The 26,575-nt window shown below is 60.3% G+C and carries 19 protein-coding genes and 1 pseudogene; 6 read left to right on the top strand and 14 right to left on the bottom strand.

Annotated elements, in window-relative coordinates; all coding sequences use genetic code 11:
* Position 1 precedes the first annotated feature (1 nt).
* On the top strand, positions 2–1,105 hold the full coding sequence (gene recF, locus G5182_RS12610) for a DNA replication/repair protein RecF (RefSeq protein WP_005339305.1): 1,104 nt from the start codon (positions 2–4) through the stop codon (positions 1,103–1,105).
* Positions 1,102–3,513, top strand: a complete 2,412-nt coding sequence (gene gyrB / locus G5182_RS12605) for a DNA topoisomerase (ATP-hydrolyzing) subunit B (protein ID WP_421254424.1) — start codon at positions 1,102–1,104, stop codon at positions 3,511–3,513. The genes recF and gyrB overlap by 4 nt, the downstream gene beginning before the upstream one ends.
* 100 nt (positions 3,514–3,613) lie before the next feature.
* On the opposite strand, the gene G5182_RS12600 is transcribed toward gyrB, so the two are convergent.
* From G5182_RS12600 to G5182_RS12585, 4 genes and pseudogenes are all read right to left on the bottom strand, one after another.
* Positions 3,614–3,991, bottom strand: coding sequence for a VOC family protein (locus G5182_RS12600; protein WP_227341697.1), 378 nt, complete (start codon positions 3,989–3,991; stop codon positions 3,614–3,616).
* 66 nt (positions 3,992–4,057) lie between these two features.
* Positions 4,058–4,762, bottom strand: a pseudogene (locus G5182_RS12595) (helix-turn-helix transcriptional regulator).
* 65 nt (positions 4,763–4,827) lie between these two features.
* Positions 4,828–5,787 carry a helix-turn-helix domain-containing protein gene (locus G5182_RS12590; RefSeq protein WP_421254423.1) on the bottom strand — a complete coding sequence of 320 codons (960 nt, stop codon included), beginning with the start codon at positions 5,785–5,787 and terminating at the stop codon, positions 4,828–4,830.
* A 91-nt stretch (positions 5,788–5,878) separates the two neighbouring features.
* Positions 5,879–6,649 (bottom strand): MBL fold metallo-hydrolase, encoded by a 771-nt coding sequence (locus G5182_RS12585; RefSeq protein ID WP_184237128.1) that lies wholly within the window; start codon positions 6,647–6,649, stop codon positions 5,879–5,881.
* 280 nt (positions 6,650–6,929) lie between these two features.
* Between G5182_RS12585 and G5182_RS12580 the strand changes: the two genes are divergently transcribed.
* Together G5182_RS12580 and G5182_RS12575 are read left to right on the top strand one after the other, a co-directional pair.
* Complete coding sequence (locus G5182_RS12580) at positions 6,930–7,343, top strand: Hsp20 family protein (protein WP_227341699.1); 414 nt, start codon at positions 6,930–6,932, stop codon at positions 7,341–7,343.
* Between the two features lie 92 nt (positions 7,344–7,435).
* Positions 7,436–7,876: an Hsp20 family protein gene (locus tag G5182_RS12575; RefSeq protein WP_005339297.1), complete on the top strand. Its 441-nt coding sequence runs from the start codon at positions 7,436–7,438 to the stop codon at positions 7,874–7,876.
* A 72-nt stretch (positions 7,877–7,948) separates the two neighbouring features.
* Here G5182_RS12575 and G5182_RS12570 read toward each other — a convergent pair whose 3' ends face one another.
* Positions 7,949–9,199, bottom strand: coding sequence for a valine--pyruvate transaminase (locus G5182_RS12570; RefSeq protein WP_227341700.1), 1,251 nt, complete (start codon positions 9,197–9,199; stop codon positions 7,949–7,951).
* A 292-nt stretch (positions 9,200–9,491) separates the two neighbouring features.
* Between G5182_RS12570 and G5182_RS12565 the strand changes: the two genes are divergently transcribed.
* Positions 9,492–9,725: a hypothetical protein gene (locus tag G5182_RS12565; protein ID WP_216979794.1), complete on the top strand. Its 234-nt coding sequence runs from the start codon at positions 9,492–9,494 to the stop codon at positions 9,723–9,725.
* Here the strand turns inward: G5182_RS12565 and G5182_RS12560 are convergent.
* Complete coding sequence (locus tag G5182_RS12560) at positions 9,655–10,479, bottom strand: AraC family transcriptional regulator (protein ID WP_216979793.1); 825 nt, start codon at positions 10,477–10,479, stop codon at positions 9,655–9,657. The two genes, G5182_RS12565 and G5182_RS12560, sit on opposite strands and share 71 nt — an antisense overlap.
* 92 nt (positions 10,480–10,571) lie before the next feature.
* Between G5182_RS12560 and G5182_RS12555 the strand changes: the two genes are divergently transcribed.
* Positions 10,572–11,699: a multidrug effflux MFS transporter gene (locus tag G5182_RS12555; protein ID WP_227341701.1), complete on the top strand. Its 1,128-nt coding sequence runs from the start codon at positions 10,572–10,574 to the stop codon at positions 11,697–11,699.
* A 4-nt stretch (positions 11,700–11,703) separates the two neighbouring features.
* On the opposite strand, the gene G5182_RS12550 is transcribed toward G5182_RS12555, so the two are convergent.
* The 8 genes from G5182_RS12550 to G5182_RS12515 all read right to left on the bottom strand — a co-directional run bounded on the left by G5182_RS12550 (position 11,704) and on the right by G5182_RS12515 (position 26,567).
* Positions 11,704–12,387, bottom strand: a complete 684-nt coding sequence (locus G5182_RS12550; RefSeq protein WP_058059785.1) for a response regulator — start codon at positions 12,385–12,387, stop codon at positions 11,704–11,706.
* Complete coding sequence (locus tag G5182_RS12545) at positions 12,387–14,975, bottom strand: sensor histidine kinase (protein WP_227341702.1); 2,589 nt, start codon at positions 14,973–14,975, stop codon at positions 12,387–12,389. Before G5182_RS12545 ends, G5182_RS12550 begins: the two co-directional genes overlap by 1 nt.
* Positions 14,976–15,101: 126 nt before the next feature.
* The gene (locus tag G5182_RS12540) at positions 15,102–15,629 is read right to left on the bottom strand and encodes a potassium-transporting ATPase subunit C (protein ID WP_227341703.1); all 528 of its coding nucleotides are present in this window, start codon (positions 15,627–15,629) and stop codon (positions 15,102–15,104) included.
* A 62-nt stretch (positions 15,630–15,691) separates the two neighbouring features.
* Positions 15,692–17,749, bottom strand: a complete 2,058-nt coding sequence (gene kdpB / locus G5182_RS12535) for a potassium-transporting ATPase subunit KdpB (protein WP_421254422.1) — start codon at positions 17,747–17,749, stop codon at positions 15,692–15,694.
* A gap of 67 nt (positions 17,750–17,816) precedes the next feature.
* Positions 17,817–19,511 (bottom strand): potassium-transporting ATPase subunit KdpA, encoded by a 1,695-nt coding sequence (kdpA, locus tag G5182_RS12530; protein ID WP_421254421.1) that lies wholly within the window; start codon positions 19,509–19,511, stop codon positions 17,817–17,819.
* 463 nt (positions 19,512–19,974) lie between these two features.
* Positions 19,975–21,324: a glutathione-disulfide reductase gene (gene gorA, locus G5182_RS12525; protein WP_042054367.1), complete on the bottom strand. Its 1,350-nt coding sequence runs from the start codon at positions 21,322–21,324 to the stop codon at positions 19,975–19,977.
* A gap of 76 nt (positions 21,325–21,400) precedes the next feature.
* Positions 21,401–23,368, bottom strand: coding sequence for an ATP-binding protein (locus tag G5182_RS12520; protein WP_421254420.1), 1,968 nt, complete (start codon positions 23,366–23,368; stop codon positions 21,401–21,403).
* A 118-nt stretch (positions 23,369–23,486) separates the two neighbouring features.
* Positions 23,487–26,567, bottom strand: a complete 3,081-nt coding sequence (locus tag G5182_RS12515) for a multidrug efflux RND transporter permease subunit (protein WP_421254419.1) — start codon at positions 26,565–26,567, stop codon at positions 23,487–23,489.
* Between the last annotated feature and the right edge of the window lie 8 nt (positions 26,568–26,575).

Raw genomic sequence — 26,575 nt, 5'->3', positions numbered from 1 at the left:
CGTGTCCCTGGTCAAACTCCAGCTCAGCGACTTTCGCAATATCCAGCAAGCCAGTCTCAAGCTGTCGCCCGGCCTCAACATTCTGGTCGGGTGCAATGGCAGCGGCAAGACCAGTGTGCTGGAAGCCATTCACTACCTTGGTCTGGGGCGCTCCTTTCGCACTCATTTGACCGGGCGGGTCATCCGCCAGGGGGAGAGGGCCTTTACCCTGTTTGCCCAGTGCGAGCTGGAGGGGCGTCAGGTACCGATCGGTCTTGCCAAAGACAAGAGTGGCGAGACCCAGCTCAAGATTGCCGGGGCACAGGCCCAGCGGCTTGCCGATTTGGCGGAGCTGTTGCCGGTGCAGTTGATCCATCCCGATGGTTTCAACTTGCTGACGGGCGGGCCTCAGGCTCGCCGCGCCTGGCTCGATTGGGGTGTCTTCCATCAGGAGCCGACCTTCTTTGCCCTGTGGGGACGAGTGCGGCGGCTGCTGAAACAGCGCAATGCGCTGTTGCGCCAGAGCACCCAATACCGCCAGCTGGCGTTCTGGGATCAGGAGTTGGTGCGGCTGGGTGGTGAGCTGGCCGAGTTTCGCGCCAGTTATTGTCAGGCCATTACGCCCCTGATCAAGGAGATGACGGCGGATTTTCTGCCGGAATTCGATATCAGTCTCGGCTTTTACCGGGGCTGGGAGAAAGATACTCCCCTCGGCGATCTGCTGGAGGCGGGGTTTGAGCGGGATCGGGCGCTGGGCTATACCGGTGTCGGTCCACAGAAAGCCGATGTGCGTCTCAAGGCGAACGGGGTGCCCGCTCAGGATATTTTGTCCCGGGGTCAGCTGAAGTTGCTGGTCTGCGCCATGCGACTGGCCCAAGGGCTCTATTTGAATCAACATAGCAGCCGTGGCTGTATTTTTTTAATTGACGATTTTGCCTCTGAACTGGATGTCGACAAGCGCCGCTTGCTGGCCGCAAGGCTGAAGCAGTGTGCGTCCCAGGTGTTTATCACCGCCATCGACACCGGTCAGCTCGCAGACATGATGGATGCGAATGACTGCAAGTTGTTCCACGTGGAACAGGGTAAAATCTCCGAAACGTTAGAGAAGGCAGAGAGTAAGCTATGAGTGAAAATACTTACGACTCCTCGAATATCAAGGTGCTGAAGGGCCTGGATGCGGTCCGCAAGCGCCCGGGGATGTATATCGGCGATACGGATGATGGCTCGGGTCTGCACCACATGGTGTTCGAGGTCGTCGATAACTCCATTGACGAGGCGCTCGCTGGCTACTGCTCCGATATTCAGGTCAAGATCCATTCCGATGGCTCCGTCTCCGTGCGCGATAACGGCCGTGGTATTCCGGTCGATATTCACCCGGAAGAGGGCCGATCCGCTGCCGAAGTCATCATGACCGTGCTGCACGCTGGCGGTAAGTTCGATGACAACTCCTACAAGGTTTCCGGTGGTCTGCACGGCGTCGGCGTCTCCGTTGTTAACGCGCTCTCTGACAAGCTGCTGCTGACCATTCGTCGTAACGGCCACGTCTACGAACAGACCTATCATCTGGGTGAGCCGCAAGCGCCGCTCAAGCAGATTGGCGACAGCACCGGCACCGGTACTGAAGTTCGCTTCTGGCCGAGCCCGACCATCTTCAGCGACACCCTGTTCCACTACGAGATCCTGGCCAAGCGCCTGCGCGAGCTCTCCTTCCTCAACTCCGGTGTTTCCATCCGTCTGATGGATGAGCGTGACGGCCGTGAGGCGCACTTCTGTTACGAAGGCGGCATCAAAGCGTTCGTTGAGTACCTGAACCAGAACAAGACCCCGATCCACCCGAAGGTGTTCCATTTCACCACCGAGCAGGATGGTATCGGCGTTGAAGTGGCGATGCAGTGGAACGACGCCTATCAGGAAGGGGTCTACTGCTTCACCAACAACATCCCGCAGCGGGATGGTGGTACTCACCTTGTTGGCTTCCGTACCGCACTGACCCGTACTCTGAACTCCTATATGGACAAAGAGGACTACAGCAAGAAGGCCAAGTCTGCCGCCAGTGGCGACGACGTGCGTGAAGGTCTGATTGCCGTTATCTCCGTCAAGGTGCCGGATCCCAAGTTCTCCTCCCAGACCAAGGACAAGCTGGTCTCTTCCGAAGTGAAGACCGCCGTTGAACAGGCGATGGGTGAGAAGCTGGCTGACTTCCTGCTGGAAAACCCGGGCGATGCCAAGATCGTGGTCAACAAGATCATCGATGCGGCCCGTGCCCGTGAAGCGGCCCGCAAGGCTCGCGAACTGACCCGCCGCAAAGGCGCGCTGGATATCGCCGGTCTGCCCGGCAAGCTGGCTGACTGTCAGGAAAAAGACCCGGCTCTCTCCGAACTCTACATAGTGGAAGGGGACTCTGCTGGCGGTTCCGCCAAGCAGGGTCGCAACCGGAAGAACCAGGCCATCCTGCCGCTCAAGGGCAAGATCCTGAACGTAGAGAAGGCCCGTTTCGACAAGATGATCTCCTCGCAAGAGGTGGGCACCCTGATCACCGCACTGGGCTGCGGTATCGGTCGCGACGAGTACAATCCGGACAAGCTGCGTTATCACAACATCATCATCATGACCGATGCGGACGTCGATGGTGCGCACATCCGAACTCTGCTGTTGACCTTCTTCTATCGTCAGATGCCGGAAATTATCGAACGTGGCTACGTCTACATCGCCCAGCCGCCGCTCTACAAAGTGAAGAAGGGCAAGCAGGAGCAGTATCTGAAAGACGAAGACGCGCTGCTGCAGTACCAGACCGCCATGGCGCTGGACGGTGCCACCCTGCACGTCAACGAGTCTGCCCCGGCCATCGGTGGCGAGGCACTGGAGCGTCTGGTCAACCAGCACCGCTCGGTGACTCACCTGATCACCCGCATGTCTCGTCGTGCGCCGGAAGCCGTGCTGACCCAACTGATCTATCAGCCGGAGTTGAATGAAGCGCTGCTGAACAGCGAGAGCGATCTGCTGGCCTGGTGTCAGGGTATGGAAGCCGTGCTCAACGAGAGCAACCACGGTATCCAGTACCAGATCCAGGTTCGTCGTGACGAAGAGCGCAGCCTGTACGTGCCGCACGCCGTGGTACGTCAGCACGGTGTCGATCGCGAATATCCGCTCAGCTACGACTTCCTGCAATCCTCCGAGTACCGTCAGCTGGTCTCGCTGGGCAAGGAGATCGCCAACCTGATCGAGGAAGGCGGTTACATCAAGCGTGGCGAGAAGGTCAAGCCGGTCTCCAGCTTCATCGAAGCGGTCGAGTGGCTGATGGGCGAAGGCAAGCGCGGCATCTACATCCAGCGCTATAAAGGGCTGGGCGAGATGAACCCGGACCAGCTGTGGGAAACCACCATGGATCCGGAAGCCCGCCGCATGCTGCGCGTCACCATCGACGATGCCGTCGGTGCCGACCAGCTCTTCTCCACCCTGATGGGTGATGCCGTTGAGCCCCGTCGTGACTTTATCGAGACCAACGCTCTGCGCGTAGCCAACCTCGACGTCTAATCGACGCTGTCAGCCCGATATAAAAAAGCCGCTCCCTGTGAGCGGCTTTTTGTTTTTGGGCGGAAGGAGTTGCACGTTCCACGTGGAACATTGAACCCGATTAACCAAGCTCAGGTGCCGGGCAGTAGAGGCGCAGACGATGGCCATCCGGATCGAGGGCCATGCTGGTGTAGCCAAACTCCATCTTGGTCGGCGCCTGGATCAGGGGGAGCCCGCGCGCCAGCCATTCGGCAGACAGGCGAACGACGGCATCATCATCGGGGAGGGCGAAGGCCAGCTCCATCGCTCCGGCCGTTTGGGTCACGGCAGGTTCAACTGTGGCGCTGGACCAGAGTGCCAGTCTGGCGCCCGATTCGAACACGAACATGGCAAAGGTAGGTGACTCCTCCACCGGCTGGCGACCGAACAGTTCGCGGTAGAAGAGCGCGCTGCGGGTCGGGTTGGCAACGTAGAGGATGGTGAATTGGGGGACTAACATGGTGATGCTCCTTGCTGATGAGATGGCGCATTGGCGCCGACCCTGTCAGCATGGCGCTACCTGCTGTCAGTTTCTGTCAGCAATGAATTTCGGCTGCGGGATCTGCTGGGTGGCGCGCCACTCTTTCAGCAGGCTCTCCCGGCTTTTGGGGTAGCGGCTCTCTTCCTGCTGCATTCGGGTGATGCGATCGACTCGAAAGTGGCGAAAGCCCTTACGCAGTTCGCACCAGGCTACCAGTACCCGCACCTGTTCGAAGTAGCCGAGGGCAAAGGGCCAGACGGTACGCTCAGAGGCCTTATCTTTGAGGTCACGATAACTCAGGGTCACCTTGCGTTGCTGGCGGATGGCGCAGCGCAGCGGGGCTTCATCGGTGAGGCGGTCGCTGCGGGAGGTGCCGATCAGCAGGGCATTGCTCTGGAGCTGCTGGCGATAGTCGGCTGGCAGTACGGCTTCTATCTTGGCCAGCGCACTGCTGGCCTATGCTCTCAAGGCTCCGTCACCGTGGGCGACGACCCAACGTGACCCCAGCACTAGCGCATCCAGCTCCTCTTCACTGAACATCAATGGCGGCAGCATGAAGCCGGGACGCAGCACATAGCCGATCCCCGGTTCACCCTCGATATGGGCACCTTGCGCCTGCAGGGTGGCGATATCCCGATAGAGGGTGCGCAGGCTGATGCCAAGCTGGTTGGCCAGCTCCGCGCCAGTTATGGCGTAACGGTGGCCGCGCAGCAGCTGGAGCAGGGCCAGCAGGCGTTCGGAACGGGACATGGGATGACTCCTCGGGATTTCTGGTTAGCCTGCCATAGCGGAGTGAGCGGGTATAGAGGATGTCATCAGACATTATTTCCGCGAAAAGATCGTCGCCACTCGCTGGGGGAGATGGCAAAGCGGCCGCGGAAGTGGTTGCGCAAAGAGGTGGCACTCTTGAAGCCAACCAGCTCGGCAATGCGATCGATTGAATGACCGCTTACCTCCAGCAGCTCCTGACTGCGCCTGAGCCGCTCCGCCAGCAGCCATTCACCCACCGAGAGGCCGGTAGCCTGATGAAAACGGCGGGTAAAGGTGCGGCGGCTCATCAGGGTGTGGGCCGCCAGAGAATCCAGGGTGTGGGGTTCGGCCAGATGGGCACGCAGGTGATCGAGCAACTGGTTCATCCTGACATCGCGGGTGGAGGCGGGCACCGGCTGTTCGATAAACTGGGCTTGGCCCCCTTCCCGGTGAGGCGGGATCACCAGCCGCCGCGCCACCTTGTTGGCGATGGCCGAGCCGTGGTACTGGCGTACCAGATAGAGGCAGCAATCCAGCCCGGCGGCAGTGCCTGCCGAGGTGACCAGCCCCTCGTCATCCACATAGAGAGCATTGGTATCGAGTTGCACGCAGAGAAAGCGGCGGCAGAAATCTTGTTCGTACTCCCAGTGGGTCGACGCTTTGCGACCATTGAGCAGCCCGGCGTAGGCGAGCACATAGGTGCCGAGGCAGAGTCCGACCAGTCGGGCACCTCTGGCTCTGGCGGCGATAAGGGCATCGAGCAGCGCTGCGGGTGGTCGGGCTGCCGGGTCGTGCCAGAAGGGGATGACGATGATCTCCGCCTCGGCCAGCACCTCCAGCCCATAGGGAGCCTGAATGGTGAAGCCATGCGCCGAGTGTGCGTGGTGGTTGCCATCGCCGCAGCAGATCTTGAGCTCGAACAGCGGCTGGCCCGGCAGGATGTCGCCGAAGATGAGGCAGGGGACGGCGAAGTGAAAAGGACTGAAGTGATCGAAGGTCACCACGGCAACGATCGGGGTGGGCATTATGTTGGCTCCTCTCTGCGCGCAGACACTCATCATAAACGTCAGGCTGTGAAAGCCGAAGAGCCATGTCTGGCATGGGCCCTCCTGCGGGTCACAGCGATATCTCCTCGCCATCTTGCGGCACCCGTACCCGATCCATCATGCCCCGTTCCGCCAGATAGTCGCGCAGTTCCTGGCGCGACAGCACTGCGTGGTTAACCGCCTCCATATGGCTGGCGATCAGCGTGGCCTGCGGTGCGGCCTGATAAACGGCGGCGACATCCTCCTTGCCCATGATGATGGAACCGAGCCCGGGCACCTGTGCATCGCCACAGTTGAGGATGATGACCTCGGGCTGATGCTGTTGCAGGGCTTGCTCGACCGAGGGATGCCAGATGGTATCACCGGCCAGATAGAGGCACTGTTCGTCGGGATGGGAGAAGACCACGCCGCACACTTCTCCCATGCGTTCACCCAGTACCGCCATCAACTGGTCGTTGCCGTGCTGGCCACCGGTCTGCTGCAGGCGAATGCCGGCAAACTCGGGCTGGTCGCTCAGCAGACGCACATCCTCAAAGCCACTGGCACGAATAGCATCGGCATCTTTCTGATGTTGCACCAAGAGCGGCAGATGCTTGGGGATCCGGGCTCTGGCGGCATCATCCCAGTGGTCGGGATGGTCGTGGGTGACGATAACGGCGTCCACATCGACCAGCTCATCGATCGGTAGCGGCAGCTCGACCAGCGGATTGCGCAGATGGCTGTTGGCGGTGCCCTCAAAGCCGGGGAAGGCCCCTTTGGCCGAGAGCATGGGGTCAATCAGAAAGCGGGTGCCGGCATAGTCGAGCAGCAAGGTGGCGTTGCGAACCTGGGTAATCTTCATGGGATGGCTCCATGTTGGCTGGTGGATATGCAACCAATTATGGGGCGCTAAGCGAGTTGCCATCAGTGGCCCACGGGTCGATTATCATCACTATCGGGCCAACAAGTTGATGTTCTACAGGTCGGCGCGGCCATTTAAAAAATTTGAAAAAATCCCCTTGAAAGGAAAAAGTGAGCCCCTATATAGGTAACAAGGCCGGAACGCTCGACAGAGGTTTCGACCAGGCGCCCGTCCATAAGGAGGGCAAACAATCCGTTATCGCTCACAAGAGGGTAATACTATGCGTTCTATCGACTTTTCTCCGCTCTATCGTTCTGCCATCGGTTTCGATCGTCTGGCCAATCTCATCGAATCTGCGGCCAGCAATGGCAATGCCGGTTATCCCCCCTACAACATCGAGCAGTTGGGTGACAACGACTACCGCATCAGCATGGCGGTAGCGGGCTTTACCCAGGAAGAGCTGGAGCTGAGCTTCCAGGAAAATCTGCTGACGGTGAAGGGCAACAAGCAGGCCGATACCGAGCGCAACTATCTCTATCAGGGGATCGCCGAACGTGGTTTTGAGCGCCGCTTCCAGCTGGCCGACTATGTACGGGTGAAAGGAGCCGACCTGAAAAACGGCTTGCTGCACATCGAGCTGGTGCGTGAAGTGCCTGATGCGATGAAGCCGCGCAAGATAGAGATCAACGGCTGATAGCCTGAATTCACTGAAATTTTAAAATTTCCCGGGTGCCGATAACGGGCCTGTGGAGAGTTGAACCTGTTGCTTATTAGAAGGATAGGATTATGCGTAACCTCGATTTTTCTCATCTCTATTCCAACGCCGTCGGCTTCGAGCGGATGGCCCGTGAGCTGGAAGGTCTGTTCGAGCAGAAGACCGCCGCTTACCCCCCGTACAACATTGAAAAGCGCGATCAGGATGGCTATCGCATCACGGTCGCCGTGGCCGGCTTCGAGCGCGAAGAGCTGGAGCTGGAGACCGAAAACGGCACCCTCAAGGTGAAGGGGCGCAAAGGGGCTGCGGCCGGTGAGCGTCAGTTTCTCCATCAGGGGATTGCCGAGCGTGACTTCGAGCTCGCCTTCAAGTTGAGCCAGCACGTGGAAGTGCAGGGCGCCAAGCTGGAGCATGGTCTGTTGACCATCGACCTGGCTCGCGAACTGCCGGAGGCGCTCAAGCCCCGCGCCATCCCCATCGGCAAACCCGAGCAGCTGGCGCTGCCCGGCTAAGCAAACCGGATCGCGATAAACAATAAAGGCCTGCATCTGCAGGCCTTTCTGTTTTTGTATCGCCGGATTGGATTAGCCGGCGTAGAGGGCGTTGATTTCGTCGGCCAGAATGGCGATGCCACGGCGCACCAGCTCCTCGCTCTGGGAGTAGTTGAGGCGGATGCACTCCTGACTGTGGCGCCACTCTGGGTCGTCGATGCCGGGGAAGAAGTAGTGACCCGGCACGATCAGCAGGTTCTTCGCCTTCAGTCGCTCATAGAGCTCCTGACAGTGGATCGGCAAATCTTCAAACCAGAGCCAGAGGAAGAGGGCGCCTTCCGGCTTGTGGATATGGAAGCGCGGGTCGGGGATCGCCTCGCGCAGCAGTTGCACCGCCAGCTCCGCCTTCTGCTGATAGAAGGGTTTCACCACCTGTTCGCTGAGGGCGATGATCTCGCCGCTCTCGATCATCGGGATGGTGATGGCGGGCCCCAGACTGCCCGGCGCCAAATTGATGATGCCACTCAGGTTGGTGATGGCCTGAATGATCTTTTCGTCAGCGATGACGATGCCGCAGCGGGTGCCCGGCAAGCCCAGCTTGGAGAGGCTCATGCAGAGGATGGTGTTGGCATTCCAGAATGGCTTGGCTTCGCTGAAGATGATACCTGGGAAGGGGACGCCGTAGGCGTTGTCGATCAGCAGCGGGATCCCCTTGTCGCGGGCGATCTGATCGAGGTGTTCGATCTCTTCGTCGGTCAGCACGTTGCCGGTGGGGTTGGTGGGGCGGGAGACGCAGATCACCCCGATATCGTCACCCACCTGCAGGCTCTCGAAGTCCACATGGTATTTGAACTGGCCATCGGGCAGCTTCTCAATGGTGGGCTTGTAGGCCACGAAGTAGTCGTCGGCCAGCGCCGAGTCGGCATAGCCGATGTACTCGGGGGCGAGCGGGAACAGCACCTTCTTCTTGCGGCCATCGGCAAATTCACCGGCCAGCAGGTTGAACAGGTAGAAGAAGGCATTCTGGCTGCCGTTGGTCAGGGCGATATTGCGGGCTGAGATATCCCAGCCCAGCTCCTTGCTGAGCAGTCCGGCTAGCGCCCTGGTGAACCTGTCTTTGCCTTGCGGGCCATCGTAGTTGGCCATCGCTTTCACCAGTTCGCCGTTGTCGAGCAGGGTTTTGGCCTCGGCCTGAAAGCGCTCCAGCATGGCGGGGATCGGGGCCGGATTGCCGCCACCCAGCATGATGGCGTCCGGATTGGTCAGCCCCTGATTGAGGTCATCCATGAGTTGGGTAATACCGGCGTGGCGAGTGAACTTCTCGCCGAACAAGGAAAATTCCATTCGGTGACAGATCCAGAGTCAGTTACGAAGATGTAGCACCATAGCTCAGTTTAAAAGCGGGTGTCGATCAAAAAGATGGAACGTTCCACGTGGAACATGGTGCAAAAATCAAGCGTGGTTAAAAGCACCAACTGTTGGTTTAAAAATGATCGAGCGGGATGCATTTTGCGACTCAATTTGGTATCGCAAGATAGTTAATTTAAACAAAATCATCATGTTATGAATTGCATGAGGATTGGCACAACTATTGAAATAGCTATCTGGTCATCTCAACCATACCGGAGCAAACCAGATGAAAAGCCTGATCGCTACCCTGATTGTGAGTGCCCTGAGCCTGAACGTGATGGCCAACGAAAACCCGCGGCCCGAGCTGGAGAGTGCCCAGCTGGAGCAGGATGTGCAGAGCGAGGTGCAACAGGCATCCCACGCCGTGGTGAAGGATGCGTTGCACAATCTCAAACCGCTGGCGCTGGATACCCTGGTGGTGGAAGCGAGCCAGGCTGTGGCGACTCACCCCGAGAGCTGAGATAGCGCAGGGGGGTCTGTCCCGTATGTTGTTTGAAGAAGCTGATAAAGGCACTGTCGCTGGAGAACTCCAGCGCAGCGGCAATCCGGCTGATGGGCTCGCTTTCTGCCAGCAGCTCCATGGCACGCAACAGCCGCCACTGCTGACGCCACGCCTGATAGCTCATGCCGGTCTCCCGCATAAAGATGCGGCCAATGGTCTTGTCACTGGCACCCACCCGCTCGGCCAGCCGGTTGAGCCGATCGGGCAGGGCATCCCCCCGTTTCAACTGCTGTAGCCAGTCGCCCAGTCTGGGATCCGTCGGCAGCGGCAACTGCCACGACTCCCGCGGTGCCTGCCCCAACTCCTCCATAAACAGTGCCACCGTCCGTTGTTGCTGCTCTTGCGGTTTGTCCCACGGCCAGAGCGCCATCCGTTCGATCAGTTCGTGCAGCAGCGGATTGACCGCCAGCACTTCGACCGTGCCGGGCAACTCGGGGTGCGGCTGGAAGTAGAGGGAGCGGTAGGCCACCACACCGCGCATCAAGATCCGGTGTGAGGTGCCTGCAGGCAGCCAGGCGGCGCGGGTAGGCGGCAGCAGGCAGACCCGACCTTCCAGCTCCATGGTCATGCAGCCGGATTGGGCGAACAGCAGCTGATGGCGCTGATGTTGATGTAGGCCCGAGTCGTGCCAGCCGAGGGCGGAGGCAATGCCGATCACGCTGCCGGTCAGCTGGTCGGGGTCAAAAGGGTGATCGGGAAGAATAAAGGCCATATGTCCGATTTTTGATGTTTATAGTCCTTCTTATTGTAATCAGACAGACGGCATCTCTCTAGAATGGCGACCTCTTGTGAAGGAGGTTTGTCATGAACAACAAGTTGCCACCGCTCTGGCTGGTGGTGGGATTGATGATGTTTCCCCAAATTGTGGAGACCATCTACAGCCCGGTACTGACCCACATCGCCACCCAGTTTCAGGTGAGCGAGGGGCAGGCATCCCAGACCCTGTCGGTCTATTTTCTGGCGTTTGCGGTGGGCGTGGTCTGCTGGGGACGGCTCTGCGATCTGATTGGGCGGCGTCCCGCCATGCTGGCGGGTCTGCTCACCTATGGTGTCGGCACCCTGCTGGCGCTGCTGGCCAATCAGTTTGAAACCCTGCTGCTGGCCCGGGTTATCTCGGCCTTTGGCGCTGCGGTGGGATCCGTGGTGACCCAGACCATGCTGCGCGATAGCTATCAGGGCAGCGATCTGGCGCGGGTCTTCTCGGTGATGGGCATTGCGCTCTCACTCAGTCCGGTGCTGGGGCTGCTCAGTGGCGGCCAGCTGGCGAGCGGGTTCGGCTATCTCGGGGTGTTCAGTGGTCTGCTGATACTGGCGGTAGGTTTGCTGCTGGTGACCTGCTGGCAGTTGCCGGAAACCCGTCCGGTTAGTACCCAGCGAGTCGCGCTCTGGCCGCTGGCGTGCCGGATGATAAAAGATGGTGGGCTCTGGCGCAGTGCCATGCTGGTTGCTTTGTTCAACACCATGCTGTTTGGCTACTACAGTCTGGCGCCGTTCCTCTTTGCCGGATTGGGCTTGAGCGCCAGCGAGTTTGGCTATTCGGGGATCTTGCTGGCACTGGCGACTCTGCTCGGCAGCCTGCTCAACAAGCATCTGCTGGGGAGGGGGTGGCTGCCGTCCTCTCTGGTCAGACTGGCTTGCGCTCTGGCGCTGGTTGCCGGGCTGCTGGTCTGGGCGAGTCAGTCCAGCCTCTGGTTCCTGTTGCCCATGATGGGTGTGGTGGTGGCCTTCGGGCTGGCAATCCCCAACGTGCTGAGTCAGGCGCTGTTGGCCTATCGCGAGGTAGCAGGCAGTGCTGGCGCCCTGTTCGGGCTTGGCTACTACCTGCTGCTCAGTCTGGGGTTGGCGGTGGCGGCCGGATTGCAGGATCTCGGCCTGTTGCTGAGTGGCTGCGGTCTATTGGCGCTGATTTGCAGTGGGCGTCGTTCCACGTGAAACATCAGTTGCCGATAAAGCGGTAGCCGATACCTGATTCGGTCTCGATAAGCGTCGGTTGCTGGGGGTTATCCCCCAGCTTCTTGCGCAGGCTGGCGATGACGATGCGCAGGTAGTGGGTGTCCTCCTTGTGGCTCGGCCCCCAGATGTCATTGAGCAGCTGGGTCTGCATCACCAGCTTGCCGGGGTGGCACACCAGCGCCTGCAACAGGGCGAACTCCTTGCGGGAGAGAGGGATCTCCTCGTCTTTCATGGTCACCTTGTGGCTGCTGACATCAAGCGTCAGGCCGCATTGGGGGAAGTGGCGCCGCTCGCCGCTGCTGACGCCAGCCCGCTGGCGCAAGAGCACACGGATGCGGGCCATCATCTCGCCGATACCGAACGGCTTGCTCATGTAGTCGTTGGCGCCGGCATCCAGCAGCCGTACCTTCTCCTGCTCCGAATCGCGAGCCGACAGCACCAGCACCGGATTGGGGTGGTGTTCGCGAATGGCCTGCAATACCTGAATACCATCGCCATCCGGCAGGCCGAGATCGAGGATCACCAGATCGGGGTTGAGGTGGCGATACTGCTCCAGCCCCTCGGTGACGCTGACCGCTTCGCTCACCTGATGCCCCTCGGCAATCAGGCTGATCCGCAGAAAGCGACGGATCGCCGCTTCATCATCTATGACCAGAATGTGAGCCATCAAACCTCCGGTGAATTGAGGGCGAGCGGCAGGGAGATACGCATGCAGGTGCCGTTGCCATTGGGGCCGGAGAAGGCCCAAATCTTGCCGCCGTGGGCCTCTATCATAGCGCGGGAAATGGCGAGGCCAAGCCCGGTGCCACGGCTGCCGCAATCGCCCACCGGCTGGGTGTAGAAGAGGTTGAAGATCTTCTCCCGATCCGACTCGGCGATGCCGACCCCGATATCGATGATATCGATGATGAGGTCGGGTTCGGCCACCATCACCTTGAACTCGATGGGGGTGCCTGCCGGCGAGTAGCGGGAGGCGTTGTCGAGGATATTGACCAGCACCTGCTCGATCAGGGCGCCGTGCACATAGAGATTGGGCACATGCTGATCGAAATGGACCAGCAGCTTGTGCTGGCGCCAGGAGGAGTCGAGCCGCTTGCGGGCGCTTTCCACCAGATCAGCCAGATCGACCCAGTCCCGTTTCAGCTGGAAGTCGGGGGAGCCGATGCGGGTCATATCCAGCAGATTTTGCACATAGCTGTGCAGGCGGCGCGCCTCCTCCTGCACCGAGTGGAGCAGTTCGTCGCGGTCTTCGGCGGGGATCCGGTCACCATATTCCAGCAGAGTGCTGCCTGCCCCCATGATGGTCGCCAAGGGGGTCTTCAAATCGTGGGAGACCGAGGAGAGCAGAGCGGCACGCATCCGGTCGGTCTCCGCCTGCAACTGGCTGTCAGCCAGCCGCTCGTTGAGGTCGATCCGCGCCAGCGCGGCGCGAATGTCGGTGAGCAGCGCCTGCAGCTGATGCTCGGCGGAGGAGGAGAGCGGATTGGCCAGCGTTATGCCGATCACCAGATCGTCGCTGAGGTGGTGATACTGGGCCTCGGCGGCATTGAGGGTCGCAGTCTGGGCCCCGGCGCTCTGCTTCTGGGCCAGACACCAGTCGATGGCCGCCTTGTCGGTCTGCCCGGGCCTGTGTTTCTCGTTGCCGAGCCGATCGTTGAACTCCTTGTCGATCACCACGGTCGGCTGGCCGAGCGCCAGCGAAATGGCCTGGGCACCTTGTCTCAAAACCTCCTCCGGGCTGCTGGCGGTGGCCAGCCCCTGACTGAGGGAGAGCAGGGCATTGCCCAGCTGCTGGGTCTCTCGCAGACCGATCAACTGCTGGCGCTGACGGGAGGCGAGCCGCCCCGCCGTCATGCCGACGATAAGCAGCACAAACAGGGTGAGTAGGTCGCTGTGGTTGGCGACGCTCAGGGAGAAGTAGGGTGCGGTGAACAGCAGATTGTGGGCGATAAAGCCCAGCACCGCCGCCAGTGTGGCGGGCACCAGACTGGTGGTGAGGGCAGTCGCCAGCACCCCCAGTACAAAGATGAGCGGCAACGCCGCGGGCGGCAGCCAGTAGGAGAGCCCCCAGGCGGCGGCCGAGGTGATCCCCATGATCACCACTGCCAGCAGACTGTGGTGAATATCCTTCGGGGTCGGGACGCGCATCCCCACTTCGGGCTTCTGCTTCTCGGTATCGACCAGCGTGATTTCGAGCCCCTGAGCCTGCTTGAGCAGGTGTTGCACCAGCGAGCGACGCCACGGCGCCTTGTGGGGTTTGCCGAGCAGCAGCTGGGAGACCTGCTGCTGTTCGGCGGTCTCCAGCAGGGTGTTGGCGACCGCCGGGCTGGAGAGCGTCAGCACCTTGGCACCGAGGTGGGAGGCGAGCGCCAGCGCCTGCTCCACATCGGCTGAGCGGCGGCCATTGCTGTCGACATGCACCACCAGCCAGGGGAGTTGGCGGCGCTGGGCAAAGCGGTGGCCGTAGCGCACCAGCGCCGAGCCGTGCAGGTCACCGAGGCAAACCATCAGCTTGCCCCGCAGCGGCAAGGTGCTCTTGCCTGCAGCCTGCCACTGCAGTTGCAGATCGCCCTCCACATGGCTGGCGGCGGTCTGCATCGCCAGCTCCCGCAATGCGGTGAGGTTGTTGAGGGAGAAGAAGGATTGCAGCGCAGCCTTGGCCTGATGGGGCACATAGACCTTGCCCTCCTTGAGGCGGCCGAGCAGCTCCTTGGGGGGCAGGTCGATCAGCACCAGACTGTCGGCTTCCAGCAGCACCTGATCGGGCAGGGTCTCTTTCACCCTGACCCCGGTCAGCTGCCACACCAGATCGTTGAGGCTCTCCAGATGCTGCACGTTGAGGGTGGTGTAGACGTCGATCCCGGCGTTGAGCAGCTCCTCCACATCCTGCCAGCGCTTCTCGTGGCGGCTGCCGGGGGCGTTGCTGTGGGCCAGCTCGTCCACCACGGCGATGGCCGGTTTGCGGGCGAGCAGACCGTCGAGATCCATCTCCTCCAGTCGCTGCTGGCGGTGCATGTGGATCTTGCGCGGCATGATGGCGAGCTTGTCGAGCAGAGCCAGCGTCTCCTGCCTGCCGTGGGTCTCCACCACGCCGATCAGGATGTCTACCCCCTCTTTGGCCTGCTCCCGCACCGCCTGCAGCATGGCGTAGGTCTTGCCCACGCCGGGAGCGGCGCCGAGAAACACCTTCAGCTTGCCCTTGTGCTCCTGTTCCAGACTCGCCAGCAGGGCGTCGGCCCTTACCTCATCACGCATCCCCATGCTCCTGCATCAGACTCGTCAGCAGGGCATCAGCGCTTGCTACATCAGCCATTGTTATCCCTATCGAGCCAACTGCCCGTTTCGAAAATCGAGGTCATCACCAAACCGGAATGGGCGCCATCAGGCGCCCTTTTTATGATCCAGTTGCAGATTCAGCTGGAGAATGTTGACCACCTGCGGGCCAAGGATACCAGCTTGTGTGGCCGACTTGACCTGCTCCGTCAGTTGGGCGGGATCCAGTCCACGTTCTTTGGCGACGCGGTCGACCTGAGCCAGCACCGCATCCAGCGGCAGGTGGGGATCGAGGCCGGAGGCGGAGCGGGTCAGCATGGCGGGGGAGCTGGTTCCCGGCTGTGCCTTGGCTGCCTGTTCGGCAAACTCTGCCCGAAACGGTGAGCTCATCCCCAGATTGCTGGCGCTGCCGCCAATGGTGTTGAAATCGCTGGCGGAGGGACGGGGATGGAAATAGTCAGCCCGCTCGAATTTCTGCCCCAGCAGGGCGCTACCGATCAGTTGCTGCTTGCTGTCGGTGAGCTGGCTGCCGTTGGCCTGCCAGGGGAACAGCAGCTGTGCCAGTCCGGTGACCGCCAGCGGGTAGGCGACCCCCAGCAGCAGGGTGAGGGTCAACAGGGTTCTGATTGCTATCATGATTCGCTTGCTCCAAAAAGATGGCTGGGGATGCGGGTCTGCCCCGCATCCCGGTTATGTCGTTACACCAGACCCAGGCCGGTAATGACCAGATCGATCAGCTTGATGCCGATAAAAGGCACCAGCAGGCCACCGACACCGTAGATCAGCAGGTTGCGGCGCAGCAGGCTGGCGGCCGAGCCTTTCAGGTCGACACCACGCAGTGCCAGCGGCACCAGCGCCACAATGATCAGGGCGTTGAAGATGATGGCCGACAGGATGGCGCTCTGCGGGCTGCCCAGCTGCATCAGGTTCAACGCCCCCAGTTGCGGGTAGGCGGCGATGAACAGGGCTGGCAGGATGGCGAAGTACTTGGCCACGTCGTTGGCGATGGAGAAGGTGGTCAGGGCGCCACGGGTCACCAGCAGCTGTTTGCCGACCAGCACCACGTCCAGCAGCTTGGTGGGGTTGGAGTCGAGATCCACCAGATTGCCCGCCTCCTTGGCTGCCTGGGTACCCTCGTTCATGGCCAGACCCACATCAGCCTGTGCCAGTGCCGGTGCATCGTTGGCACCGTCGCCGCACATGGCAACCAGACGACCATCGGCCTGCTCCTGCCGGATATAGGCGAGCTTCTTCTCCGGCGTCGCTTCGGCGATGAAGTCATCCACCCCGGCTTCGGCGGCGATGGCGGCGGCGGTTTTCGGGTTGTCACCGGTGATCATCACGGTGCGGATCCCCATATGGCGCAGGATCTGGAAGCGAGCCTTGATACCGGGCTTGATGATGTCCTTGAGGTAGACCACCCCCAGCAGTTTCTCCTGAGTGCATACCAGCAGCGGGGTGCCACCCTGACGGGCGATGCTGTCGACTGACTTGATCACCAGCTCAGGCACCGCCTTGCGGTCGAGGCTGAGGTAGTTCAACACGGCATCCACCGCACCCTTGCGATATTGATGACCGTTGCGATCCAGTCCGCTCAGGCGGGTCTCGGCGCTGAAAGGGATCACCTTGTCGCTCTCCAGCTGGCTCGGCTTGGCCATGCTTTTGCTGGCCAGAGTCAGGATGGATTTGCCCTCCGGGGTATTGTCACCCAGCGAGGCCAGCATGGCCGCTTGTGCCAGCAGGGCAGGGTCGACGCCGGGGGCTGGGATCAACTCATCGGCCATCCGGTTGCCGAAGGTGATGGTGCCTGTCTTGTCCAGCAGCAGGGTGCGCACGTCACCAGCCGCTTCGACGGCACGGCCAGACTTGGCGATGACGTTCAGCTTCACCAGTCGATCCATACCGGCAATGCCGATGGCGGAGAGCAGGCCGCCGATGGTGGTCGGGATCAGGGTGATAAAGAGAGCGATCAGGTAGAGACGCGGGACCTGGGTGCCGTTGTAGTCGAGGAACCAGGGCAGGGTGGCGACCACCAACAGGAAGATCAGGGTCAGGCCCACCAGCAGGGCGTCGAGCGCCATCTCGTTGGGGGTCTTCTGGCGCTTGGCCCCTTCCACCAGTGCGATCATCCGATCCAGCGTACTTTCGCCCGGATTGTTGCTGACGCGTACCCAGATCTCGTCGGAGACGACCGTCGTGTTGCCGGTCACGCCGCTGCGGTCGGTACCCGACTCGCGGATGACGGGGGCGGATTCACCGGTGATGGCGGCCTCGTTGACCGAGGCGATGCCGGCGATCACTTCGCCGTCGGCAGGGATCATCTCGCCGCTGCGTACCAGCACCAGATCACCCTTCATCAGGCTGGTGGCGGGTACCCATTCACCCTGACCATCTTTGGCATTCTCCACACGACGGGCCTTGAGCTGGCTCATGCCCGCTTTCAGGCTGTCGGCGCGGGCCTTGCCGCGTCCTTCGGCCAGCGTCTCGGCGAAGTTGGCAAACCAGAGGGTCAGCCAGAGCCAGGCGGTCAGCTGCCAGGCCAGTGAGGGAGCGACGCCGGAGAAAGGTTGCCCCAGCAGGGACTCCACCGTCGCCATGACTGCGGCCAGCCAGAGGGTGAACAGGATGGGGCTGCCAAACAGCGCCTTGGGATTGAAGCGATAGAGGGCCTCAACCATTGCCTGGATGATCTGTGATTTCTGTTTTTTGCCCTTCACCAACATGGTGTCGGTGCTCATTGCAGTGGACTTGCTCATTGGAAAGCTCCCAGCATCAGATAGTTGGCCATTGGCATCCGGATGGTGATCGACAGGGTCAGGTTCATCAGAGTGCCCCTCCGGTCAGGCTCAGATGTTCGGCCACCGGGCCCAGTGCCAGCACCGGCAGGAAGGAGAGGCCACCTATCAGCAGGACGGTGATGATCAGCAGGGTAACGAACAGCGGGCCGCTGATGGGGAAGTCCCCTTCACTTGTCTCCTGACGGGGCGCGCGGGCCAGCTGACCGGCTATGGCCAGTACCGGAATGATGTAGCCGAAGCGACCGAGCAGCATGGCCAGACCGATGGCGATGCACTGCCAGTTGTCACCGGCGGCAAAACCGGCGAAGGCGGAGCCGTTGTTGCCGGCAGCCGAGGCGTAGGCATAGATGAGGCGTGACAGACCGTGCGGGCCATCATGGCCGATGATGGTGCTGGCATCCGGCATCAACAGAGTGACACCACCGATCACCAAAACCCCCACCGGCATCACCAGCATGCTGGCGACCACCCACTTCATCTCGGTGATACCGAGCCGTTTGCCCAGATAGGTCGGGGTACGTCCCACCATCAGGCCGCACAGGAACACGGTCAGCAGTACGAACAGCATCATGCCGTAGATACCGGAGCCGACCCCGCCGAAGATGACCTCACCCAGCAGCATGTTGATCATGCCCACCATGCCGCCGAGCGGAGTAAAGCTGTCGTGCATGGCGTTGACGGCACCGTTGGAGGCGGCAGTGGTCGCCACTTCCCAGATGCTGGAGAGCACAGGGCCGAAGCGGCTCTCCTTGCCTTCCCAGTTGCCAGCCATGTTGCTGGCGTCAGTGGTGAGCTGGGCGAGGGCGTGATCCGGTTTCAGCTCCTGGGAGAGGGAGACGAAGAGCCCCAGCACCAGCATGAGGGTCATTGCGCCGAGAATGGCGCGACTGTGGGCCATGTTCTTCACATAGCGGCCCAGAGTAAAGACCATGGCTGCGGCGATGGTGAGCAGGGCGACCATCTCCAGCCAGTTGGAGAGGGCGGTCGGGTTCTCGAACGGGTGGGCGGAGTTGATGCCGAAGAAGCCACCGCCGTTGGAGCCGAGCTGCTTGATGGCAATTTGCGAAGCAGCCGGGCCGAGGGGCAACAGCTGCTCCTGACCTTCCACACCGTGGAACGGCAGATAGGCTGACAGGCTTTGCGGCACCCCTTGCCATACCAGCACCAGCGCCATGATCAGCGCGATGGGCAGCAGCACATAGAGGCAGAAACGCACCAGGTCCTGCCAGAAATTGCCAAGGTTGATGGTCTGCTGGCGGGCGATGCCGCGGAACAGGGCAATGGCGACGGCGGCGCCCGTCCCTGCGGAGACGAAGTTCTGGGTGGTCAGGCCTACCATCTGGCTGAAGTAGGAGAGGCTGGCCTCACCGGAATAGGCTTGCCAGTTGGTGTTGGTCATAAAGCTGACCGCGGTGTTGAATGCCAGTTGCCAGCTCAGACCCGGCAGTTGTTGCGGGTTGAGGGGCAGCAACCCCTGCGCCATCAGGATCAGGAACAGCAGACCGAAACCGGCGCCGTTGAAGGCCAGCAGGCTGAGGGCGTAGGACTTCCAGTCCTGCTCCCGCCCATCGGTGCCACAGCAAGCCAGCGTGGCGCGCTCGACCGGCGCCAGCCAGTGGATTTTGCCTTCAAATACCCGGTAGATGTAGTTGCCCAGCAGCGGTGCTGGTAGCAGAACCAGCAGCACGAAGGCCACCGGATAGATTATTTCTTGCCACATGTTCTAGTTCCTCACTCGTGGTCACGGTGCGTCAGGGCACGCATTGGATTGCTCACGAGGCTCGGCAGTTTGCTGGCCACCGGGTAGATAAATTCTTGCTGCATATAGGTAGTCCCTCACTCGTGAGTGCGCGTGAGTGCGCGCATCAGATAGGCCATCAAGGCGAGGACCAGCAGCAGATATAGCCAATTCATATCGACTCCATTGAGATAATTAGCTGCGAGAGCCGATGTAAGACCATATCGACTCTGTTGATGTCATTGACGCTGAAAAGGGTATGTAAAACAGGCGTAAAGGCGCCATAAAGCGCCATGTGGTAGGCGTAAAATCGGCGTAAAGAACGGCGGATCTGCGAGAGAAATAGCGAGGAGGGATCAAAAAACCCGGCCTGAGCCGGGTTTGGGAGAAGGGGTTAGATGGTTGTCGAAGCCGGTTGCTCGTGAAAGGCCAACTTCATCTGCCCTTAGCGCATAGTGACGAACTCTTCCGCGCTGGTCGGATGGATAGCCACGCAGTTGTCGAAATCAGCCTTGGTGGCCCCCATCTTCATGGCGACGCCGAAGCCTTGCAGGATCTCGTCCATCGCAAAGCCGATACCGTGCAAACCGACCACCTTCTCTTCCGGGCCGACACAGACCAGCTTCATCCGGGTGGGCTGGCGATGCTGGGTCAGTGCCGAGTACATGGCGGTGAACTGGCTGCGGTAGACCTTCACTTGGTCCTCGCCGTATTCGGCGATGGCTTCAGGTTCGGTCATGCCTATGGTGCCGATGGGTGGGTGGCTGAACACCACGGTCGGCACCAGATCGTAGTTGAGGTGCTCATTGGGCTTGTTGTTGAACAGCCGCTCGGAGAGGCGACGGCCCGCGGCGACGGCCACCGGGGTGAGCTGGATGCGACCCGTGTTGTCACCCACTGCATAGATGTTGGCGACGGAAGTGTTCTGGAACTTGTCGGTCGGGATAAAGCCCTTCTCGTCCAGCGTGATGCCAGCGGCAGCCAGGTTGAGGTTGTCGGTAGCCGGTACCCGGCCGATGGCCCAGATCAGGCAGTCAACGGTGAGGTGGCGACCATCTTCCAGTTGCAGGGTAAGGCTGTTGTCAGCGTTCTTGAGCACGGCTTTGGGAATGGCGTGGGTGTGCAGCTTGGGCCCTTCCTGCGCCATGATTTCGACCAGAGTCTCGTGGATCATGGGGTCGAAGTTGCGCAGCGGCGCGTGCTTGCGCACCACCAGATGGGTCTCTGAGCCGAGTGCCTGCATCACGCCTGCGATCTCGACTGCGATGTAGCCAGCACCCACCACGGCAACCCGCTTGGGCTGGCTTTGCAGATCGAAGAAACCGTCCGAGTCGATACCCAGCTCGGCTCCCGGGATCGCTGGAATTTCCGGGCGGCCACCGGTGGCGATCAAGATGTGATCGGCCGTGTAGTGCTCGCCATTAACCTCGATGGTGTTGCTGCTGACGAAGCGGGCGAAGCCCTTGATGACGGTGATCTGGTTCTTGCCCAGCACGTTTTGATAGGACTGGTGAATGCGGCCGATGTAGGCCTGGCGGGACTCGACCAGCTTGGCCCAGTTGAAGTGGTTGAGGGTGGTGTCAAAGCCGTAGTCGGCGCCATATTTCAGGGCATCGGCGATCTGGCCGGCATACCACATGGCCTTCTTCGGTACGCAGCCTACGTTGACGCAGGTTCCACCCAACTCTTTGGCTTCAATCAGGGCAACTTTCTTACCGTACATGGCAGCCCGGTTGGCAGACGCAATACCGCCGCTGCCGCCGCCGATGGCGATATAGTCAAAATGCTGTGCCATTGCGAGGTTCTCCGCTCATTAAGAATGCAATCACAGCATGATGGGGATAAAGCGGCTGGCTCACAAGAGCCAGCGCTCAGTTATGTTGGATCGGCAGGCGAATATGGAACTGGGCGCCCTGGCCCGGTTCGCTGGCACAGCTGATACGGCCTTTCAGCAGTTGCACCACCAGGTTGTAGATAATGTGGGTGCCCAGACCGCTGCCACCCTGACCCCGCTTGGAGGTGACGAAGGGATCGAAGATGCGCGGCAAGATTTCGGGCGGGATGCCGCGACCGTTGTCCGAATAGTCGATAAACAGCTCCTCTCCCTGCTGTTCCACCTTGATGGTGATCTTCTTCGGTTTGTCCCAGCTGTCGAACCCGTGGTTGATGGAGTTGAGGATCAGGTTCGAGTAGATCTGGGTAAAGCTGCCCGGGAAGGAGAATATAGACAGCTTGGGATCGCACTGGATATCCACTTCGCACTGGCTCTTCTTCAGTTTGTGGCCAAGCGAGACCACCACCTGATGGAGGTTGTCGGCGAGGCTGAAGTTGTAGCGTGCTTCCGATGACTGGTCGACCGCCACCTGCTTGAAGCTGGCAATCAGCTCGGAGGCGCGCCGCAGGTTGCTCTGCAGCAGCTGCATCGACTCGTCGAGGTTGACGGTGAACTCGTTGAGATAGGAACGCGACAGCTGTTTTGACTCTATATGAGATTTGAAATCGGCAACCCGTTCCTGCAGGTAGGAGGAGGCGGTCACACTGATGCCGATTGGGGTATTGATCTCGTGTGCCACCCCGGCCACCAGCGAGCCGAGGGAGGCCATCTTCTCCGACTCCACCAGGGTTTGCTGGGCTTGTTTCAGGTCGTCGTACGCCTTGCCCAGCTGGTTGTTGGCTTCGCTCAGGCTGCGGGTACGCTCCACCACCTTGCCTTCCAGCTGCTCGTTGAGCTGGATTATCTCCCGCTCGACCTTTTTCAGCTGGGTGATGTCGTAGCCGAAGCCGATCTGGTACTTGAGGTTCGGCCCTTCATAGAAGGGTACGAAGGTCCACTGCAGCACCAGCTCGTGGGCCTGCTGGTCATGCATGATGACCTCTTTGTCCGCCAGTGAACCTTCCGCCGCCAGAATATCGTTCAGCTCTTCCCGTTGCGCCGGGCTGACAAAGAGATCCAGCCAGTTGTGTTGCAACAGCTCCTGCTGGTGGTAGCCGGTCAGCAGTATGGCTGCCGGGTTGATGCTGGCGATGGTCAAGTCTGGTTCCATGCAGCAGATGACCATGTTGGCGGAGTTGATCAGGGTGGCGGAGAAATCCCGCTCCTGTTGCAGCTGTTCCACCGCCTGATGACGAGCGACCAGCTCGTCACGTAGCCGGGTGCGCATCTGGTTGAGGGTGGATACCAGGGTATCCAGTTCGTCGGGTTTCTTGCGCGGCTGCGGGCGGCCTTCCAGCTCCAGCTCCATGTCGAGCCGATCGAGGTTGAACTTCTGGGCGTAGTTGGCGATGCGGTTGATGTGCCTGACCACCAGATAGTAAATGATGATCAGGATACAAAATGAGACCACCAGGGTCTTGATGGTCTGGCTGACCATGATCAGCACTGACTTCTCAATCAGACGCTGGTAAATCTGCTCCAGCGACGCGGCGACAAACAGCTTGCCGACAATTTCCCCCTGATAGGTGAGATTGAACTCCTGGGAGATGTCATAGCTTTCCCGTTCCACTCCCTGGGTCAACAGTGGCACTTCGGAGTTGCCGAGCATCTCCTTGACCATCACAAACTGCATGTTGGGCAGGTTCATGATCCCTTCGATCTGCACCTTGACCTGCTCCTCATCGAGGTTCCACAAGCTGGCGGCAATAGGTTGCAAAAAGGAGGCTTCGATCTGGCCGATGCTGTCTTCGATGACGGCGACATCCTTGCGGTAATCCCAGGCGAGTTGCAGCACCGTAATGATCATCGCCAATACGGTACTACACACCAGAATATAGGAGAGCAGGCGGTATGAGAGTCCGTTGCGGCCTACGGCCTCGGCGGTCTTGGAGATGAGTCCTGACATGGCGTCCTTGCGGTCTGGATGTTGTGTTTTTTAGTTTAACTGCTTCATGGACTTATGTCGTCTTTCCTGCGAACCATAAAAAAGGCCCCGTATCGGGGCCTTGGCAAGTGATTGATGATCAGTGTCCGCCGTTTGCCTTGGGCGGAATGGTTTCATCGAATACCGGCAAGGGTTTGTGCTCGGAAGCCAGATAGGTGTAGATCACCGGCAGTACGAACAGGGTGAACAGGGTACCGATGGCAAGGCCTGCCACGATGACGATACCGATGCTGAACCGTTGTGCTGCACCGGCGCCTGCGGCGTAGAGCAGCGGGATCAGACCGGCAATCATGGCGGCGGTGGTCATCAGGATCGGACGCAGACGCACCTTGGCGGCTTGCATCACGGCTTCCATCCGGTTCATGCCGCGCAGCAGCTGCTCTTCCTTCGCTACTTCACAGATCAGGATGCCGTGCTTGGTAATCAGACCCACCAGGGTGATGAGGCCCACCTGGGAGTAGATGTTCATGGTCGCCAGTCCCCAAGCCAAGGCAATCAAGGCCCCGCTGATGGCGAGCGGTACAGAGACCATGATGACCAGCGGGTCACGCACCGACTCGAACTGGATCGCCAGCACCAGGAAGATGATCGCCAGTGCCAGCGCGAAGGTGGCATAGAGCGCATTGCCTTCGGTGACGAACTGACGGGCTTCACCCATGAAGTCGTAACGATAGCCTTGCGGCAGCTTCTCGTCGGCGGTGGTCTGGAACCAGTTGATCGCATCACCCATGGTCACACCCGGAGCCGGAACGGCACCGATAGTGGCGGAGTTCAGCTGGTTGAAGTGGGGCAGGGCGCGGGGCTCGCCAACCACTTCAATGGTGATCAGGCTGCCGAGCGGGATCGACTTGCCATCTGCGGCCCGCACGTAGTAGCCCTTGATGGACTCCGGATTGAGACGGTATTTGCGCTCGACCTGCGGGATCACCTCGTAGGAGCGGCCATCCAGGTCGATACGGTTGACGTAACCGTCCGCCATCATGGTGCCCATGGTGATACCGATATCCTGCATGGTGATGCCGTAGGCACCCGCCTTGTCCTTGTCGATGCGGATCTTCATGGTGGCGGAGTCGTAGTTCAGATCGAGATCCGAATAGACGAACTGACCGTTACTCTGCGCCGCGGCCAGAATTTCACCGGCCACCAGGAACAGGCTTTCGAAGCTGTTCGGGGTGGTGATGACGAACTGGATCGGCAGACCACTCGATGCTCCCGGCAGTTCCGGGAACTGGAAGGTGGTGATGGCCATACCCGGGATGTCTTTCACCAGATTGGCGACCCGATCCAGCACCTCTTTCTGGCTCGCTTCACGTTGGCTCCAGGGCACCATGGAGGCGATACCGAACGCCTGGTTGGCGTTGAACACCCCTGAGAAGACCTGGGAGAAGGCGATCTCGGGCTGCTCGTCCAGGATCTTGTTCACATCCGCCATGGTGTTTTCGATGTAGTCCAGGTTGGCGTTGGACGGTGCGGTACCCAGCACGGCCATTACCCCCTTGTCCTCTGACGGTGCCAGTTCGCTCGGGATGAACTTGAACAGCAACGGCAGGCTGGCGAACACGATGACGGCGAACACCACGATGACGGGGCGCTTTTTCATCACGGCGTGCAGCATGCTGTCGTAGCGATCGGTCATCTGTTCCAGCAGGTGGTGGACCGTGCTCTCGAATTTGCCCGGTTGCTCGTTGGCCTTGAGCATCTTGGAACACATCATCGGTGACAGGGTCAGGGCGATGATGCCCGAGACGAACACGGCACCTGCCAGGGTCAGGGCAAACTCCTTGAACAGGGAGCCGGTGATACCCCCCATCAGGGCGATAGGTGCGTATACCGCCGCCAGGGTGACCGTCATGGCGATAACCGGCACCGCAATTTCACGGGTACCGATAATGGCGGCCCGGAACGGCTCTTCACCTTCTTTGATATGGCGGTCGACGTTCTCCAGCACCACGATGGCGTCATCCACCACCAGACCGATCGCCAGCACCATCGCCAGCAGGGTCATCAGGTTTATCGAGAAGCCGAACATATCCATCATCATCACCACGCCGATAAGACTGAGCGGAATGGTGATGATCGGGATGATGACCGCGCGGAACGAGCCGAGGAACAGGGTGATGACCACCAGAACGATGGCGGCTGCCTCCAGGATGGTCTTGATAACCTCGTGGATGGACTCGTTGATCGCCACGGTGGAGTCATACATCACGTTGAGACGCATGGTGCTCGGCATATTGCGCTCAAGGCTCGGCAGCAGTGCCAGCACATCGCGGGCGATGTTGATGGGGTTGGCTGTCGGGGCGGCGTTGACCGCCATGACCACGGCTTCGCGACCATTGGCGCTGGCACGATAGACATCGTGACTCTTCTCAAGGGTTACCTTGGCGATGTCCGCCAGACGGATCACCTTGCCGTCGCGGGTAGCCACCACCAGTCGCTTCAGCTCGTCGACATCCTTGACCTGGGTCTCGGCATTGCCATTGAACAGGGTGAAGTAACCGGTCGCCTGACCTGTCGCGGACTGATAGTTGTTGCTGTTGAGCACCGTCATCACGTCGCTGGCAGTCAGGTTGAAGGCCGCCATCTTGGCCGGATCCAGCCATACCCGCAGGGCAAACTCGACACCGCCGTAGAGGTCAACCTTGGAGACCCCGCCGACAGTAAAGAGCTGCGGCTTGATAACCCGCTCCAGATAGTCGGTGATCTGGCTGGAGTTGAGCTCCGGGCTGGTAAAGCCGAGGTAGAGCACCGCCGTGGTTGAACCGGTGGAGGAGGTGACCGAGGGGTCTTCCGCCTCTTTCGGCAACTGAGAGCGCACCGAGTTCACCTTCGCCAGGATGTCGGACAGCGCGGCGTTGGGGTCGGTATTGAGCTTCATGTATGCAGTGATGGTGGAGCTACCCAGCTGGCTGGAGGAGGTCATGAAGTCGATGTTGTCGGCTTGCGCGACCGCCTGTTCCAGCGGCTGGGTGATGAACCCCTGGATCAGATCAGAACTGGCGCCATAGTAGCCAGTGCTGACGGTGATCACCGTGTTGGTCACCTCGGGGTATTCCCGTACCTGCATCTTGAAGATGGCCTGAAAGCCCAGCAAGGCGATCAGGAAGCTGAGCGAGATCGCCAGCACAGGCCGTTTTATAAATATGTCAGTAAATCGCATCGCAGATC

The sequence above is a fragment of the Aeromonas sp. 600948 genome (genome assembly GCF_049174875.1).
GTDB classification, from domain to species: Bacteria; Pseudomonadota; Gammaproteobacteria; order Enterobacterales; family Aeromonadaceae; genus Aeromonas; species Aeromonas veronii_A.
This window is presented reverse-complemented; position numbering and strand designations above follow the sequence as displayed.

Bases quoted from the DNA above. Each gene is read 5' to 3' on its own strand.
- gyrB (WP_421254424.1), top strand. From the start codon at position 1,102: ATGAGTGAAAATACTTACGACTCCTCGAATATCAAGGTGCTGAAGGGC.
- G5182_RS12600 (WP_227341697.1), bottom strand. From the start codon at position 3,991: ATGTTAGTCCCCCAATTCACCATCCTCTACGTTGCCAACCCGACCCGC.
- G5182_RS12590 (WP_421254423.1), bottom strand. From the start codon at position 5,787: ATGCCCACCCCGATCGTTGCCGTGGTGACCTTCGATCACTTCAGTCCT.
- G5182_RS12585 (WP_184237128.1), bottom strand. From the start codon at position 6,649: ATGAAGATTACCCAGGTTCGCAACGCCACCTTGCTGCTCGACTATGCC.
- G5182_RS12580 (WP_227341699.1), top strand. From the start codon at position 6,930: ATGCGTTCTATCGACTTTTCTCCGCTCTATCGTTCTGCCATCGGTTTC.
- G5182_RS12575 (WP_005339297.1), top strand. From the start codon at position 7,436: ATGCGTAACCTCGATTTTTCTCATCTCTATTCCAACGCCGTCGGCTTC.
- G5182_RS12570 (WP_227341700.1), bottom strand. From the start codon at position 9,199: ATGGAATTTTCCTTGTTCGGCGAGAAGTTCACTCGCCACGCCGGTATT.
- G5182_RS12565 (WP_216979794.1), top strand. From the start codon at position 9,492: ATGAAAAGCCTGATCGCTACCCTGATTGTGAGTGCCCTGAGCCTGAAC.
- G5182_RS12560 (WP_216979793.1), bottom strand. From the start codon at position 10,479: ATGGCCTTTATTCTTCCCGATCACCCTTTTGACCCCGACCAGCTGACC.
- G5182_RS12555 (WP_227341701.1), top strand. From the start codon at position 10,572: ATGAACAACAAGTTGCCACCGCTCTGGCTGGTGGTGGGATTGATGATG.
- G5182_RS12550 (WP_058059785.1), bottom strand. From the start codon at position 12,387: ATGGCTCACATTCTGGTCATAGATGATGAAGCGGCGATCCGTCGCTTT.
- G5182_RS12545 (WP_227341702.1), bottom strand. From the start codon at position 14,975: ATGCGTGATGAGGTAAGGGCCGACGCCCTGCTGGCGAGTCTGGAACAG.
- G5182_RS12540 (WP_227341703.1), bottom strand. From the start codon at position 15,629: ATGATAGCAATCAGAACCCTGTTGACCCTCACCCTGCTGCTGGGGGTC.
- kdpB (WP_421254422.1), bottom strand. From the start codon at position 17,749: ATGAGCAAGTCCACTGCAATGAGCACCGACACCATGTTGGTGAAGGGC.
- kdpA (WP_421254421.1), bottom strand. From the start codon at position 19,511: ATGTGGCAAGAAATAATCTATCCGGTGGCCTTCGTGCTGCTGGTTCTG.
- gorA (WP_042054367.1), bottom strand. From the start codon at position 21,324: ATGGCACAGCATTTTGACTATATCGCCATCGGCGGCGGCAGCGGCGGT.
- G5182_RS12520 (WP_421254420.1), bottom strand. From the start codon at position 23,368: ATGTCAGGACTCATCTCCAAGACCGCCGAGGCCGTAGGCCGCAACGGA.
- G5182_RS12515 (WP_421254419.1), bottom strand. From the start codon at position 26,567: ATGCGATTTACTGACATATTTATAAAACGGCCTGTGCTGGCGATCTCG.